This is a genomic window from Enterobacter sp. BRE11 (assembly GCF_031844285.1).
GTDB lineage: Bacteria > Pseudomonadota > Gammaproteobacteria > Enterobacterales > Enterobacteriaceae > Pantoea.
Map to the genome: position 1 here is coordinate 137,723 of NZ_JAUZUX010000012.1, position 14,122 is coordinate 151,844.

General features: G+C 59.7%; 10 protein-coding genes. 1 reads left to right on the forward strand and 9 read right to left on the reverse strand.

Translation table 11 applies throughout. The features are described 5' to 3' along the window. Positions 1-4 precede the first annotated feature (4 nt). Positions 5-208, reverse strand: coding sequence for a p-hydroxybenzoic acid efflux pump operon protein AaeX (gene aaeX / locus Q9R34_RS14615; RefSeq protein ID WP_033754795.1), 204 nt, complete (start codon positions 206-208; stop codon positions 5-7). 271 nt (positions 209-479) lie between these two features. Here aaeX and aaeR point away from each other — a divergent pair, with 271 nt between their 5' ends. After that, complete coding sequence (gene aaeR, locus Q9R34_RS14620; protein ID WP_485894592.1) at positions 480-1,397, forward strand: HTH-type transcriptional activator AaeR; 918 nt, start codon at positions 480-482, stop codon at positions 1,395-1,397. A 105-nt stretch (positions 1,398-1,502) separates the two neighbouring features. On the opposite strand, the gene tldD is transcribed toward aaeR, so the two are convergent. From tldD to csrD, 8 genes are all read right to left on the reverse strand, one after another. After that, positions 1,503-2,948 (reverse strand): metalloprotease TldD, encoded by a 1,446-nt coding sequence (gene tldD / locus Q9R34_RS14625; protein ID WP_434127026.1) that lies wholly within the window; start codon positions 2,946-2,948, stop codon positions 1,503-1,505. Between the two features lie 126 nt (positions 2,949-3,074). After that, complete coding sequence (yhdP, locus tag Q9R34_RS14630; RefSeq protein ID WP_485894594.1) at positions 3,075-6,887, reverse strand: AsmA2 domain-containing protein YhdP; 3,813 nt, start codon at positions 6,885-6,887, stop codon at positions 3,075-3,077. 146 nt (positions 6,888-7,033) lie between these two features. Continuing rightward, positions 7,034-8,503: a ribonuclease G gene (rng, locus tag Q9R34_RS14635; RefSeq protein WP_485894596.1), complete on the reverse strand. Its 1,470-nt coding sequence runs from the start codon at positions 8,501-8,503 to the stop codon at positions 7,034-7,036. Position 8,504: 1 nt separating this feature from the next. Further along, positions 8,505-9,086 carry a Maf family protein gene (locus tag Q9R34_RS14640; RefSeq protein ID WP_485894598.1) on the reverse strand — a complete coding sequence of 194 codons (582 nt, stop codon included), beginning with the start codon at positions 9,084-9,086 and terminating at the stop codon, positions 8,505-8,507. An 8-nt stretch (positions 9,087-9,094) separates the two neighbouring features. Continuing rightward, positions 9,095-9,583: a rod shape-determining protein MreD gene (mreD, locus tag Q9R34_RS14645; RefSeq protein ID WP_434127022.1), complete on the reverse strand. Its 489-nt coding sequence runs from the start codon at positions 9,581-9,583 to the stop codon at positions 9,095-9,097. Beyond that, positions 9,580-10,596: a rod shape-determining protein MreC gene (mreC, locus tag Q9R34_RS14650; RefSeq protein ID WP_485894600.1), complete on the reverse strand. Its 1,017-nt coding sequence runs from the start codon at positions 10,594-10,596 to the stop codon at positions 9,580-9,582. Before mreC ends, mreD begins: the two co-directional genes overlap by 4 nt. 147 nt (positions 10,597-10,743) lie before the next feature. After that, a complete protein-coding gene (mreB, locus tag Q9R34_RS14655) occupies positions 10,744-11,787 on the reverse strand; it encodes a rod shape-determining protein MreB (protein WP_003855260.1) in 1,044 nt (347 codons plus the stop codon). A gap of 311 nt (positions 11,788-12,098) precedes the next feature. Next, a complete protein-coding gene (gene csrD, locus Q9R34_RS14660) occupies positions 12,099-14,048 on the reverse strand; it encodes an RNase E specificity factor CsrD (protein ID WP_485894603.1) in 1,950 nt (649 codons plus the stop codon). Positions 14,049-14,122: the final 74 nt, after the last annotated feature.

A 14,122-nucleotide genomic window follows, 5' to 3' on the forward strand; every position in this document is an offset into this window, starting at 1 on the left:
GACCTCAGACGAATAGACGGGATACCAGGTAAAACACACAGCAGTAGAGCGCCGTGTTAAAAAGCGCCGGATGCCATACGAGATCGTAGATACCGCTTGGCGTCAGCAGTCGTTTCACCAGCCAGAACAGCATTAGCGAGACGATTAACTCAATGAAGATGGGCGGGAAAGAGAGCCCAAATACGACAAAAACCGGAAGCACACTCATCAGGGATCCTTAGTACGACCATGCCGGGATGATCCTTAGCCTGCCCGGCTGCAAGCCGCAACGGCTGGGTGGCGGATGACAGCATCCGAACCACTGCTGAGTAAATAATAGCGTATCATCGGGCGGCAACAGACGTTTGCATCAGGTCAGCTTGACCCTTCCCGGGCAAAAGCGAATCTCCGGGAAATACCCGGGCGCGCATATAGTAACGCGCCTGACTATACGTTTTCTACAGAATGTGAGCTAAATCACTTTTTAACCAGAGTAAACAATGGAACGACTGAAAGGCATGTCAATTTTCGCCAAAGTGGTTGAATTAGGTTCTTTTACCGCCGCCGCACGCCAGCTTCACCTCAGCGTTTCGTCTATCAGTCAGATTGTGGCGAAACTGGAAGATGAGCTACAGGTTAAGCTGCTAAACCGCAGCACGCGCAGTATCGGCCTGACCGAGGCGGGCAAAATCTATTATCAGGGCTGTCGCCGCATGCTGGCTGAAGCCACGCAGGTGCACGAGCAGCTCTACGCGTTCAACAATACGCCGGTCGGCACGCTGCGCATCGGCAGCTCCTCTACCATGGCGCAAAACGTCCTCGCCGAAATGACCAGCAATATGCTGCGCGAGTACCCCGGCCTGAGCGTAAATCTGGTGGCGGGCATTCCGGCGCCGGACCTGATCGCCGACGGGCTCGATTTAGTGATTCGCGTGGGCGCGCTGAAGGACTCCAGCCTTTTTTCTCGCCGCCTCGGCGCGATGCCGATGGTGGTGTGCGCGGCGAAAAGCTATCTGCAGCAGCACGGCGTGCCGGAGAAGCCGGCTGATGTCGATAACTTTTCCTGGCTTGAGTACAGCGTGCGTCCCGATAACAATTTCGAGCTAATCGCGCCCGAAGGGCTGGTTTCGCGCCTCTCGCCGCAGGGCCGTTTCGTCACCAACGATTCGCTGACGCTGATCCGCTGGCTCAAGGCTGGTAACGGTATCGCCTATGTGCCGATGATGTGGGTGATTGAGGAGATTAACGCAGGGGAGATCGATATTCTTTTCCCGCAGTATCAGTCCGATCCCCGTCCGGTGTATGCGCTTTATACCGAGAAGGATAAGCTGCCGCTGAAGGTGCAGGTGTGCATCGACTATCTCACGGAGTATTTCCAGCAGGTGGCGGAGCAGTATCAGCAGCATCGCGCCAGCTGACGACCTGCGCCGTGACCAGCGCTCAAAGCGCCAGGGCTGGCATCCTTGCCAGATGCGCGCGCGGGGCGCGTAGCCCTGCGCGCGCTGTCAGCGATGAGCGGACGATCAGGCGGTGCCGCCGACGGTGAGTTTATCCAGCTTCAGCGTCGGCTGACCGACGCCGACCGGCACGCTCTGGCCCTCTTTACCGCATACGCCGACGCCTTTATCCAGCGCCAGATCGTTGCCGACCATTGAGATTTGCTGCATTGCTTCAATGCCGGAACCGATGAGCGTGGCTCCTTTCACCGGCTTCGTCACCTTGCCGTTCTCAATCAGGTAGGCCTCTGAGGTCGAGAAAACAAATTTGCCGGAGGTGATGTCGACCTGACCGCCGCCGAAATTAGGCGCGTAGATGCCATATTCGACGCTTTCGATAATCTCCTGCGGCGTCGATTTGCCCGCCAGCATATAGGTGTTGGTCATACGCGGCATCGGCAGATGCGCATAGGACTCGCGGCGGCCGTTGCCGGTCGGCGCGACGCCCATCAGACGCGCGTTGAGCTTGTCCTGCATATAGCCTTTCAGCACGCCGTTTTCGATCAGCACGTTGTACTGGCCCGGCACGCCTTCGTCATCTACCGCCAGCGAACCGCGCAGCCCTTCGAGGGTGCCGTCATCCACTACGGTGCAGAGTTCGGACGCCACCAGCTGGCCCATTTTGCCGCTGAATACCGAGGTTTCGCGGCGGTTAAAGTCGCCTTCCAGGCCGTGGCCTACCGCTTCATGCAGCAGCACGCCCGGCCAGCCTGCGCCCAGCACCACCGGCAACGCGCCTGCCGGTGCGGCGACGGCGGAAAGGTTGACCAGCGCCATACGCACCGCCTCTTTCGCCCAGGCGTCGGCGCGCACGTCGCCGTTTTCATCAGCAAGGAAGAATTCGTAGCCGACGCGCGCGCCGCCGCCGCTGGCGCCGCGTTCGCGTTTACCGTTATCCTCAACCAGCACGCTGACGGAGAGGCGCACCAGCGGACGCACGTCCGTTGCCAGCGTGCCGTCGGTCGCCGCCACCAGCACCTGCTCGTAAACGCCGGTCAGGCTGGCGTTGACCTCCTGCACGCGCGCGTCTGCGGCGCGCGCCACTTTGTCGACGCGCTGCAGCAGCGCGATTTTATCTTCGCGCGTCAGGCTGTCGAGCGGGTTAATCGGCTGATAGAGCGCGCGATGCATCACGCTGGAAAGGGTATGCGCCTTGCCGTTGCCTTGCTCACGCACGATGCTGCGCGCCGCTTCCGCCGACTGGCGCAGCGCGTTCAGAGTAATCTGGTCCGCATAGGCGAAGCCGGTTTTTTCGCCGCTGACGGCGCGCACGCCCACGCCCTGGTCGATATGCCAGGAGCCGTCTTTGATAATTCTGTCCTCCAGCACCCAGGATTCATGGAAGCTGGATTGAAAGTAGAGGTCGGCATAATCCAGACGACGTTCTGAAAGCTGCCCTAACAGGGAAAACAGATCCTGCTGATTAATATTGTTAGCAGTTAGCAACTGCTCACTTACCAGGTTCAGAGTCATCGTATCTCGCTCGTTTTATGCTCAGATAATGAGGGTGTGACACGCATTATGCGTCAGTGCCCGGTGGCCCTACGCTAATAACGTCAGATTTTACTAGCCTGCGGCAATTCCCTGACGGCGTCAAATTCACTGCTTCTCTTCTTCACGCGGTTTGCGCAGCACTTCATTGATTTGCGGCTTATCCAGCGGGCCGCTGATGTGATAGCGCAGCAGCGAAATCTTATTCCACAGCGGACCCAGCACCTTGCTTGCGGCGAAGACCGCCGCGCCCACAACCGGGTTAATCACGAAGGCGGTTGCAACCCCAACCGAGGCAGAAATCTCGGGCGCGACCACCGCTTCCATATCGATATTGCGCTTCACTAAATCGACCTTGCCCTGCATAGCGATATCCGCTTCAAGGCCATCCACCAGCAGGTTATCGGTGCGCATCACGCCGTTTTCAATCCACGCGGTGCCGCTGATCGAATCGAAGTAAAAGCCGTCGTTATTAAATGTATCGTTAAAATCGAGACGTAGCTTGCGCAGCAGCGCATCGAAGCTCACCAGGCGCAGCAGCTGTCCCGCCGCACCAGTATTGACGTCGGCAATCTGCCCTTTGCCGAAGTGGGTTTTCAGCGTGCCGCTCAGCGTCTCCTCCGAAGGCTGCCACGGCGCTGAGCGCCAGTGCAAATCGTAATCGACCTTGAATGGAGCATCGCGCAGCGGCGTATTAAAGCCGAACCAGTTGACGGCATTGTTAATATTGCTGCCGCTCAGCGAGCCCTTCAGCGAGGTGCGCGGAGCGTCAGGGCTGTTGACCCATTCGCCGGAAACCTTGAGGCGCGAGCTGCCGGTATCCACCAGACCGTTAGTAAGCGCTAACGTATCACCTTTCGGCGCGACCTGCGCCTGAATGCGTCCGAATTTCTGCCCCCGCAGCCAGCATTCAGCGCAGCTCAGCTGCAGCGTGGGCCAGCGGCTAAAGTCAATGTTACTCGCCTGCTGCTGCTGCTGATGTGCCGCGCCGCTGCTGCTTTGCCATTCAGGATTGTAATAGAGGTAGTCGAGGGCGACGCGCCAGGCGGCGTTTTGCGCCATCGCCAGCGTGCCGCGGATTTCGCGCCCTGTAATGCTGACGTTGCTGCTGCCCTTAGCGCCTTGCTCCAGCGTTGCGTCGATATCATGCCACTGCTGCCCCGCCAGGGTGACCGCTGGCGTGCGCAGGGTGAGGTCGCCCGGCAGGGCCACGCCGCCCATCTCGCTCATGCCGCCGCCCTGAGCGGCGCCTGCCATCATCAGTCCGGCCCAGGCTTCCCCGTCCAGTGCAGGCAGGTTCAATACCATGCCCGCGCGATCCGGCAAGGCGGGTTTGCTGCGGGCATCGTTTAGCCAGACGCCGCGCTCGACGCGCAGCTGTGGCTCAAGCAGCCAGCGGCTATTGAAGCGATGGCGATTCGCCACGCTGCCGCTGAGTTCGAACTGTTTCAGATCGCCGCTGGCATTGACCGCGATGGGCATCGCTTCGCCGCCGGTCTTGTTGAGCGGCGCCGGTAAGCGACTGCTTACTTCTTTTGCATCGCCTTTTAATTCGACGTCATAATGCGCTCCGCCCTGATGCGGCAGCTGGATGTTAACCTTGCCCTGCCACGGCAGATGGCCGCTAAGCTGGCTGGCGATCTGCGCGGGCACCTGCGACAGCTTCGCCGGCAGCCAGTCGCCATCGAGTTGGATGTTGACGCCGAAGTCCTGCGGATTCTCTTTGGTGCTAAAGCTGACGTTGACCGGCTGACCGAACCAGTTCGCGCGCAGCGTATCGCTGTCCAGATTGCCGTTATTAAAGCGGAAACGGCCGGTAAGGTTTTCCAGTGTCGTGCTGAGCGGCTTAATGTGCAAAGCGTTATTGTTAAGATCGACGTTGCCGCTGGCGTGCACCAGCTCGCCGTCGAGCGGAATATCAAGCTTCAGGTGCCCCTGGGTTTTTCCCTTTATCTCCAGCTGCTCCAGCGCTGCGCCCAGCGACTTTTTCAGCGGCGTATCCTGGAAATAGCGCGCGATCTGATCGCCGTTGCCGCTGATATCGCCGTCGATCAGCAGCTTCTCTTTCAGATAGTCCGGGATAGCCGCGCTGAAGTTGCTGACCTCGACTTCGCCCAGCCTGAAGCGCGGCGCCCGCATCCACAGCCCGTCGTTGATAAAGTCGAGGTCGATATCGACCTGCGTCACATCAGGCCAGTTGGGCTGAAATGCGTAGGTTGCGTGCCGCAGCGGCACCCAGACCTGAAACATGCCGTCGTTGTGGCTAAAGGGGAACAGCTTCGGATTGCCAGCGAAAAGCAGCGTGGCGTTGTCGACCTGCCCGCCTTTGATGGCGCCGCTCAGATAGCGCGTTAGCGCCTTGCCCATCAGCGGCTGCGGAAAGTAGCGCCACGCGTCGCCCGCGTCGGTGACGCGGATGCCGGCGAGAATGTCGAGGCGCGGATCGCGCCCAAGATTTTGCTGATAGCGGAAATCGCCGCGCGCCCAGAGCGAGCGCGCCTGCACATCGAGATCGCGGCCGTCGAGCGTTAAGCCGTTCGCGTCGCGCAGCCAGCTCAGCGAGCCGTGCAGCTGGTGGATCTCCAGCGGCGCATTGAACATGGCGCTATAGGCTACATCGGTGCGGCCCATTGCGACCTTGACCTGCCCGTTACTCAGACTGCCGCGCGCCTCGCCGCTCAGGTTGCTGACGCCCGGCAGCAGCTGCCAGGACTGCCAGCGGAAGTCGCGCCATTTGACCTGCATCCGCGTCTGATCCGGCTGATCCAGCGGAATATCCAGCGCCAGCCCTTCGATAGTGCCCTGCGGCTGCAGCGCGCGCCAGTTTTCGAACAGCGACGGCGACAGCGGCGCAAAGAGCGGCACCAGCGGCGCGATGCGGTTCAGCACCAGCTGCGTCGCCCTGACCCGCACTTCACCCTGATGTTCAGGGCCGAGCAGCTCTTTATCCTGCGGACGCCACAGCAGCGCGAAGTGCCCTGCTGGCCATGCCTCGCCGTCGGTGCTGAGACGCGTCTGCGGCACGTTGACCATCCAGCCGTTTTGATAGCGTGAGAGATGCGCGGTCAGGCCGTCGACCTGCAGGTGATGCGCGCCCTCTTCGCTCTGCCAGTTCGCACCGCCTTTGCGCAGCAGCAGATCGCCTGCATAGAGCTCGCCTTCGCGCAGGCTGGCCCAGGCCGCCAGGCTAAAACGCGCGCTGTCGAGCCGCGTATTGTCGCGCATCCAGCGCCCCAGCCATGGCCGCACGTCGACATCGTCCGCCTGCATCCAGATGCGGCCGTCGTTGAGTAAGCCTTCGCTATCGTTTAAGTCGAGCCGCACCTGCACCACGCCGTGCTGGCCGGTAAAGCTGGAGAGGCTGACCTCGCCCTCCGCGCGATGGCGGGTCTTTTCGTTCAGCCAGGTCAGTTTCGGGATCGCCAGCTCTGCGCGCTGGCCGGAAGGGGTACGGAAAAAGATCGAGCTGTCGCGCAGGTCGAAGTGGTCGAACTGACGCAGGAAAAGCTCATTGATGCGGCCGGGTCGGAAGCTGTTTTTCTCTTTATCGCTGGAGAAAAGCGGACGGTTGCTGTCGAGGCGCAGCTGCCAGAAGGTGAGATCGCGAAACTGCCAGCGCCAGTGAAGCAGCGACTGCCAGACATCCAGCGCCAGCGTAACGCGCGCAATGTCGAGCTTGCCGTTCTCCTGCATATCGACGCGCAAATCGCGGATTTGCAGAGTCGGCCCAAAAGTTTCCCAGCGGCCGCTCAGCGCGTCGGCGGTCACGCTGACGCCGCTGGCGCGCGAGACCGCCGACAGAATGTCGCTGCGGTAGCTGTCGAGGTGCGGCATCGCCAGACGCAGCCCGCTGACCAGCAGCGCCACGATCACAATCGCGGTCGCAACCAGCAGTAACATAATCCTCGGCAGCTGCCTCACACACCTCTCCTTGTCTTCCGCACTGGACGGATGGTTATCTCTCATACTCAACCGTCGCCAGACAATCAGCGGTATGAATGCGCATTTTAACCTAAGCGAGGCCGCTTTTTCAGCCCGTCGACGAGGGATTCGTCGAAAGCGAGGGCTCACATCATAACGACGTCAAACTGCTCCTGGGTATAGAGCGGTTCAATATGCACCTTGACCTGTTTGCCGACGAAAATCTCCACCTCCGCCAGCGCGTGCGACTCATCGCTTTTTAACGCTTCACCGACGGCCGGGGAGACATAGACCAGAAAACGGTCGGAGTCGTAGGCGTGATGGACGCGGACGATTTCACGCATGATTTCGTAGCAGACCGTTTCCACCGTTTTTAGCGTGCCGCGCCCTTTGCAGACCGGGCAATCCTCACACAGCACGTGCTCAATGCTTTCGCGCGTGCGCTTGCGCGTCATCTCTACCAGGCCGAGCGCCGAGAAGCCGTGGATGCCGGTTTTGACGCGATCCTTGCTGAGCGCCGCCTCCAGCGAGTGCAGCACGCGACGGCGATGCTCGTCGTTGCTCATGTCGATAAAGTCGATGATGATGATGCCGCCGAGGTTGCGCAGCCGCAGCTGGCGCGCAATCGCCTGCGTCGCCTCAACGTTGGTATTAAAAATGGTTTCGTCGAGATTGCGGTGGCCGACAAAGGCGCCGGTATTGATGTCGATGGTGGTCATCGCCTCGGTCTGATCGATGATCAGGTAGCCGCCTGATTTCAGCTCTACCTTGCGGTCCAGCGAGCGCTGAATTTCATTCTCGACGTCGAAAAGATCGAAAATCGGCTGCTTGCCCGCGTAGAGCTCCAGCTTGCCAGCCATTTCCGGAATATATTCGCGCGTGAATTCCACCAGCAGTTCGCAGGTGAGACGCGAATCTACGCGGATGCGATCCAGCGCCGCGCCGGCGAAATCACGCAGAATGCGCTGCGCCAGCGCCAGCTCGCCATAGAGCAGGCAGCGGGTCTGATTGCGCTTTTTCCGCTCGGTGACTTTGGTCCAGAGGCGCTTCAGAAAAGCGGCGTCCTGGGCCAGCTCCTCTTCGCCAATGCCTTCGGCCGCGGTGCGGATAATAAAGCCGCCGAGATCGTCGCAGTAGTCCGCCACCACCGCCTTCAGGCGTTCGCGTTCGCGCTCGCTTTCGATACGCTGTGAGACGCCGACGTGCGAGGCGCCTGGCATAAAGACCAGATAGCGCGACGGCAGCGTGATGTCGGTGGTAAGGCGCGCGCCTTTAGTGCCAAGCGGATCTTTCACCACCTGCACCATCAGATCCTGTCCCTGCCGCACCAGCTCGGCGATGTCGCGCACGATGAAGTTTTTCTTCTCATCGCCAGCCACGCACTCGGTGTGCGGCATGATATCGGAAGCGTGCAAAAAGGCGGCTTTCTCCAGACCGATATCGACAAAGGCCGCCTGCATGCCCGGCAGTACGCGACTGACGCGCCCTTTATAGATATTGCCGACGATGCCGCGCCGCGCTTCGCGCTCGATATGTATTTCCTGCAGAATGCCGCCGTCGATATAGGCAACGCGCGTCTCGGAAGGCGTGACGTTGACCAGTAATTCAGCCGTCATGTTATCCCCTTACGGCACGCAGTGACTGAAAATGGCTGAATAACTCGCCTGTCTCAACCAACGGCAATCCGACAACCGCGTGATAGCTTCCATTAATTTTACGAACAAAGTTTCCACCTGTGCCCTGAATACCGTAGGCGCCGGCTTTGTCCATCGGCTCGCCGGTCGCGATATAGTCGGCGATCTCCGCCGCGCTCAGCAGGCGAAAGGTGACGTCCGTCGTCACTAAGCAGTCGAGCGCGCGCGCGCGATCCGCCAGCGCAACGGCGGTCATTACCTGATGCGTCTGTCCGGAGAGTCGCCCCAGCATGCTGGCGGCGTCGGCGGCGTCGCGCGGTTTTTCCAGCACGTCGCCGTTGAGCACCACGATGGTATCCGCGCCCAGCACCGGCAGGTCCTGTTCCGCCACGGCGACGCCAGCGCGCGCTTTATCATGCGCCAGGCGACGCACATAGCTTTCCGCCGCTTCATCAGGACGGCGTTGCTCTTCAACATCGGTATGGAGACGTTCAAACGACAGGCCAAGCTGCGTCAGCAGCTCACGTCGACGCGGTGAACCGGAAGCCAGATAGAGGGATAGCATAAAATTCCTTACTGAACAGCGAACTGACGACGAATCTTTCTCATTAATAAGAATAGCCAGGGCCAGAGAATTCCGTCGATAACGCTGCTCCAGAAAATTTCCGGCCTGAACGAGACGTTAATGACCAGAAATTCCGCCCAGAAGACAATGACATCCACCGCCAGCGACAGCACCATAACCATTAACGCCTGCTGCCACAACGCCAGGTTACGAAAAAGCTGGAATTTAAAGGCGACCAGATAGGCAATGATGCTGAGCGCCAGCGCGCGTACGCCAAGGGTAGATCCGGCGATCAGATCCATCACCCCACCCAGCACGAAGCCGGTGCCGACGTTGACGCGGTGCGGCAGCGCCAGCACCCAGTAAACCAGGATAAGCAGGATCCATGAAGGCCGGAACATATAGAACTGTTCCGGCCACGGCATGATCTGCAGCACGAGGGCGACAAGAAAGGAGAGCCAGATAACCCAACGACCCTGGCTGCGGTAACGACTCAATGCTGGCCTCCGCGCGCGCTAGCAGGCGCGCTTTGCGTCCCGCTGCTGGCTGGCGCGGGCGGCCCCATCTGCGCGGACGGCGCAGGCGGCCCCATCTCGCCCGCTGGCGGCAGCACCTGCGGCATCATCTGCATCAGGCGTTCGTTAGCGACGCGGTGCACGTCATCCGGTGCCATCGGCATATCGCCGTTTTTATCCGCACCCCACAGCAGCAGCAAATAGCGCAGGCGCTGCAGGCCAGCGGTCGGACGCGCCTGAATCACGGTATAGGCGCGCTGGGTATCAACCTTGACGGAAGAGACCACCGCAACAGGATACCCTTCCGGGAAACGTCCGCCCAGGCCAGAGGTCACCAGCATATCGCCGACGCGAATATCGGTGTTGCCTGGCAGATGCTCCAGCTGCAGATCTTCGGTGCAGCCGTTGCCTGCCGCGATGACGCGAATATCGTTGCGCAGCACCTGAATCGGCAGCGCATGCGACGCGTCGCAAATCAGCAGAACGCGACTGGTCACCTGGCCGACGGCAATCACCTGACCAACGACGCCTTTGTCGCTGATGACCGGCTGGCCTTCATAGACGCCATTAACGCTGCCTTTGTCGATCACCACCTGATCGGTGTAAGGATCGGTGCCGGTGGAGATCACCTGCGTCACCATCTTGTGCTCGTCCTGACGCAGCGGTGAGCCCAGCAGTTCGCGCAGGCGTGCGTTTTCCTGCTTATATTGCCCCAGCATCAGCAGGTCGCTGTTTTTCAGGAAAAGCTCGCGGCGCAGGGCTTTATTCTCCAGCTCAAGCTGCTGGCGCGACGCCAGCGAACCGGAAATGCCGTCAAGAATCTGACGTGGGCCGTTGGCCAGGAAATAAAACGGACTGACCGATGTGTCCAGATAGTTGCGGATTTGGGTAAACGAACCCAGGCGGCTATCGGCGACGATAATCGCGATGGCTACTATCACCGCCAAAAACAGGCGCAACTGCAGGGAAGGCCCCCTGCTAAAAATCGGCTTCATATATTCTGCGTGTTCCTCGACAACAGGTAAGGAAGTACGGCCATCGCCGTACTTCCCTGGGCTGGACATCTGACGCCGACGCGCGCGGCGTCAGCTTCCACGCGACTCCCTGCGCATTTCGATTCAGGTCTCAGCCGATTGAGGCGATTATTCTTCGCTGAACAAATCGCCGCCATGCATGTCGATCATTTCCAGCGCTTTACCGCCACCGCGCGCCACGCAGGTCAGCGGATCTTCTGCGACAACCACCGGAATGCCGGTCTCTTCCATCAGCAGACGATCCAGGTTGCGCAGCAGCGCGCCGCCGCCAGTCAGCACCATGCCACGTTCGGAGATATCTGATGCCAGTTCCGGCGGGCACTGCTCCAGCGCGACCATTACCGCGCTCACGATGCCGGTCAACGGCTCCTGCAGCGCTTCCAGAATTTCGTTAGAGTTCAGCGTAAAGCCGCGCGGCACCCCTTCCGCGAGGTTACGGCCGCGTACTTCGATTTCGCGCACTTCGTCGCCCGGATAGGCGGAGCCGATCTCATGCTTGATACGCTCAGCCGTCGCTTCGCCGATCAGTGAACCGTAGTTACGACGCACATAGTTGATGATCGCTTCGTCGAAGCGATCGCCGCCGATACGAACAGAGGAGGAATAAACCACGCCGTTCAGGGAGATGACCGCCACTTCGGTGGTGCCGCCGCCGATATCAACCACCATAGAGCCGGTCGCTTCTGAAACCGGCAGGCCAGCGCCGATCGCGGCCGCCATCGGCTCTTCGATCAGGAAAACTTCACGCGCGCCCGCGCCCTGCGCGGATTCACGGATAGCGCGACGCTCGACCTGGGTCGCGCCGACCGGCACGCACACCAGCACGCGCGGGCTAGGACGCATAAAACTGTTGCTATGCACTTGTTTAATAAAGTGCTGCAGCATTTTTTCAGTAACGAAAAAGTCCGCGATCACGCCATCTTTCATCGGGCGAATCGCTGCAATATTACCTGGCGTACGGCCGAGCATTTGTTTTGCATCATGGCCTACGGCCGCCACGCTCTTTGGGGATCCGGCACGGTCCTGGCGGATAGCAACCACGGAAGGCTCGTTCAGCACGATGCCTTGTCCTTTTACATAAATCAGGGTATTCGCGGTACCCAGGTCAATGGACAAGTCATTGGAAAACATGCCACGAAATTTTTTAAACATATCTAAAGGATAATCCTGCAAGCTGGGGGCGGAAAATAAAATCCGCTTACTTTACCAACCACGCGAAGCCGCCACAAGGCGCAAAAACGTTCTGCTTCGGTGAAAAAATAGACCAATTTGGCTTTACACAATCGTCAACGAGAACTCACGGGTGCAAAACGGTGATATTCACCCGTTTTGTTGGCTCCCTGGGCCCTTTCACAGGCGCTCGTTCGACATAAAATCTAACATTTCCGCCGCAGGAGACTGGCGATGCCGCCGCCTCTTCCTGCCGCCCAGATCCGGCTTTAGAGAGTAGCCACCGGAAATGGCTAAATATGATAGCGTTGTGAATACTTTTTCACATTACTGTTTACCGGCAGCGAAGGTGCAAAGAGATCGCCCTGCCCGCCCGATACGCCCAGTCCGATCAGCGTCTGCCACTCGGCACGCGTGCGAACGCCCGTCGCGAATACCTGCGTCTGAGTCGACTTGCACACCTCCAGCAGGCTCTGCACGAACAGCTGATTTTCGGTGCGCCGATCGATGTTGCGCACCAGGCCAGGATCAAGCTTGATTAAATTGATGGGAAGTTGCCTGATATAAGCGCTACTCACCACGGTCAAACCCGCCTGATCGACGGCGATACGACAGCCAAACGCCTGTAGCGCATGCAATACCGGCGCTAAGCGGTTGATGTGTTGACAGACATCTGCCTCAGCAAGTTCAAATAAAAATCGTTTTCTTTGTGCTTTGGTGCACTGCAGCAGCATGTTCTGCAGCCAGCTGAAGAAAGGACGCTGCAGCAGCGAGTCGATATTGATCGGCAGAGCCAGCGTTTCGTCAGGCCAGACGTCAGACAGGGCGACGATACGCGTGACCAGCTGACGGTCCCAGCCGTCCGCCATGCCGAACTGCAGCACCAGCGGCATAAACTCCGCCGCCAGCACCTCTTTATCACCGTCGAAGATGCGCATCAGCAGTTCGCGATGATGCACGCTGCCGTCCAGCAGCACCGCCGGTTTCTGGTAGAGGCGCGGACCGCCGCGGCTCAGCGTGTTTTCCAGCAGGGTTCGCCAGCGCACACTGCCACGTCCGGCATCGAGAGGGTTACCCTCGCCGTTGGACCAGTTGTTACCACCCAGCAGCGTCGCCCGCCGCGTCGCCATCTCGACGTTGTCCATTACCTGCGACACGCTCTGTCCGCTGTGCCAGGCGCTGATGCCAATATGAATCAGATCGTCGCGATTCACCATGCGCATCGGCGGCAGCGAATCGACGGCGTTAATGAGCTGATCCGCGATGCCGTTGGCCTCTTTCAGGCTGCGGTGCGGCAGCAGCACGGCAAAGTCGCTGCGAAAGTAGCGGGCCAGCAGCGCGCCCGGGTAGCGCAATACGAAGGTCGAGAGCATGTTGACCAGATCGTAGAGATACTCATCCACCAGCGTCGTTCCCAGGGTCTCATTGAGCATATCGAGATCGGGCAGGCGCACCATCATCACCACGCCGTGCGTGCCGACATCCTCCTGGTCTTCCAGCAGCGTCGCCAGCTGATTGTCAAAAAAGAGCCGGTTGTTGAGGCCAGTGCGGCTGTCCTGCGCAGCGAAAGCGCGAATCAGCGTGTCGATGCGCAGGCGCTGCTCGCCCGCCTCTTGCAGATCGTTCAGTAACACGTCGATGGCGCTGCTGGCGCGCGGTGGCCACTCGTCGACGTCGCCTTTGCGCAACTGCGTTCGCTCGCCCGCCAGGATCGCCTCGGCACGTTTCTCCAGCCGCTCCATGCCGCGCCACTGGCGGTTGAGCCAGCAGTGCATCATAAACAGCAGCAGGCTCATCACCAGCACCACGAAGAGGATCGCGGTCAGGATATAGGCGCCGGTAAAGGACTGGAACCAGGTTTTGGCGGGATCGAGCGCCACGACGCGCATCGTCACGCCTGGCTGATGAACCAAAGGTACGTCGAACTGGATAAAGCGGTTGGTTTCATCTTCCAGCATCGGATTTTCATGCCGGCTGAGTCGGAACAGGATAGCGTCGCCGTTGCGCAGCTCGATCCGCTCGGTATTCATCACCGTCATGGTGTGCTGCAGCCAGCCGCGCAGCGCGTCAGGCGGCTGCTTCAGCAGCGCCTGATCCACTTCGGTCACCAGCGTCTGCACGCGTCCTTCGACACGCTGATGGGTTAGCCAGTAAACGCTAAAAGCGCAGCCCACCAGCATTAAAAACATCGCCAGTAAGCTTAAAAATGTAATAAACGCAGATAGTTTCGTGGTTAATCGCATCCCTGTGCCTGTTCGCTGCGGTAATGACCCATTTACGCTCGCCCTGCGCCGCGCCTGACGCAAGCGCGAGCAAA

What these genes read in the sequence shown, in the direction of transcription:
- csrD (WP_485894603.1), bottom strand. Translation starts at nt 14,048, where the DNA reads ATGCGATTAACCACGAAACTATCTGCGTTTATTACATTTTTAAGCTTA.
- aaeR (WP_485894592.1), top strand. Translation starts at nt 480, where the DNA reads ATGGAACGACTGAAAGGCATGTCAATTTTCGCCAAAGTGGTTGAATTA.
- tldD (WP_434127026.1), bottom strand. Translation starts at nt 2,948, where the DNA reads ATGACTCTGAACCTGGTAAGTGAGCAGTTGCTAACTGCTAACAATATT.
- mreB (WP_003855260.1), bottom strand. Translation starts at nt 11,787, where the DNA reads ATGTTTAAAAAATTTCGTGGCATGTTTTCCAATGACTTGTCCATTGAC.
- rng (WP_485894596.1), bottom strand. Translation starts at nt 8,503, where the DNA reads ATGACGGCTGAATTACTGGTCAACGTCACGCCTTCCGAGACGCGCGTT.
- mreC (WP_485894600.1), bottom strand. Translation starts at nt 10,596, where the DNA reads ATGAAGCCGATTTTTAGCAGGGGGCCTTCCCTGCAGTTGCGCCTGTTT.
- Q9R34_RS14640 (WP_485894598.1), bottom strand. Translation starts at nt 9,086, where the DNA reads ATGCTATCCCTCTATCTGGCTTCCGGTTCACCGCGTCGACGTGAGCTG.
- aaeX (WP_033754795.1), bottom strand. Translation starts at nt 208, where the DNA reads ATGAGTGTGCTTCCGGTTTTTGTCGTATTTGGGCTCTCTTTCCCGCCC.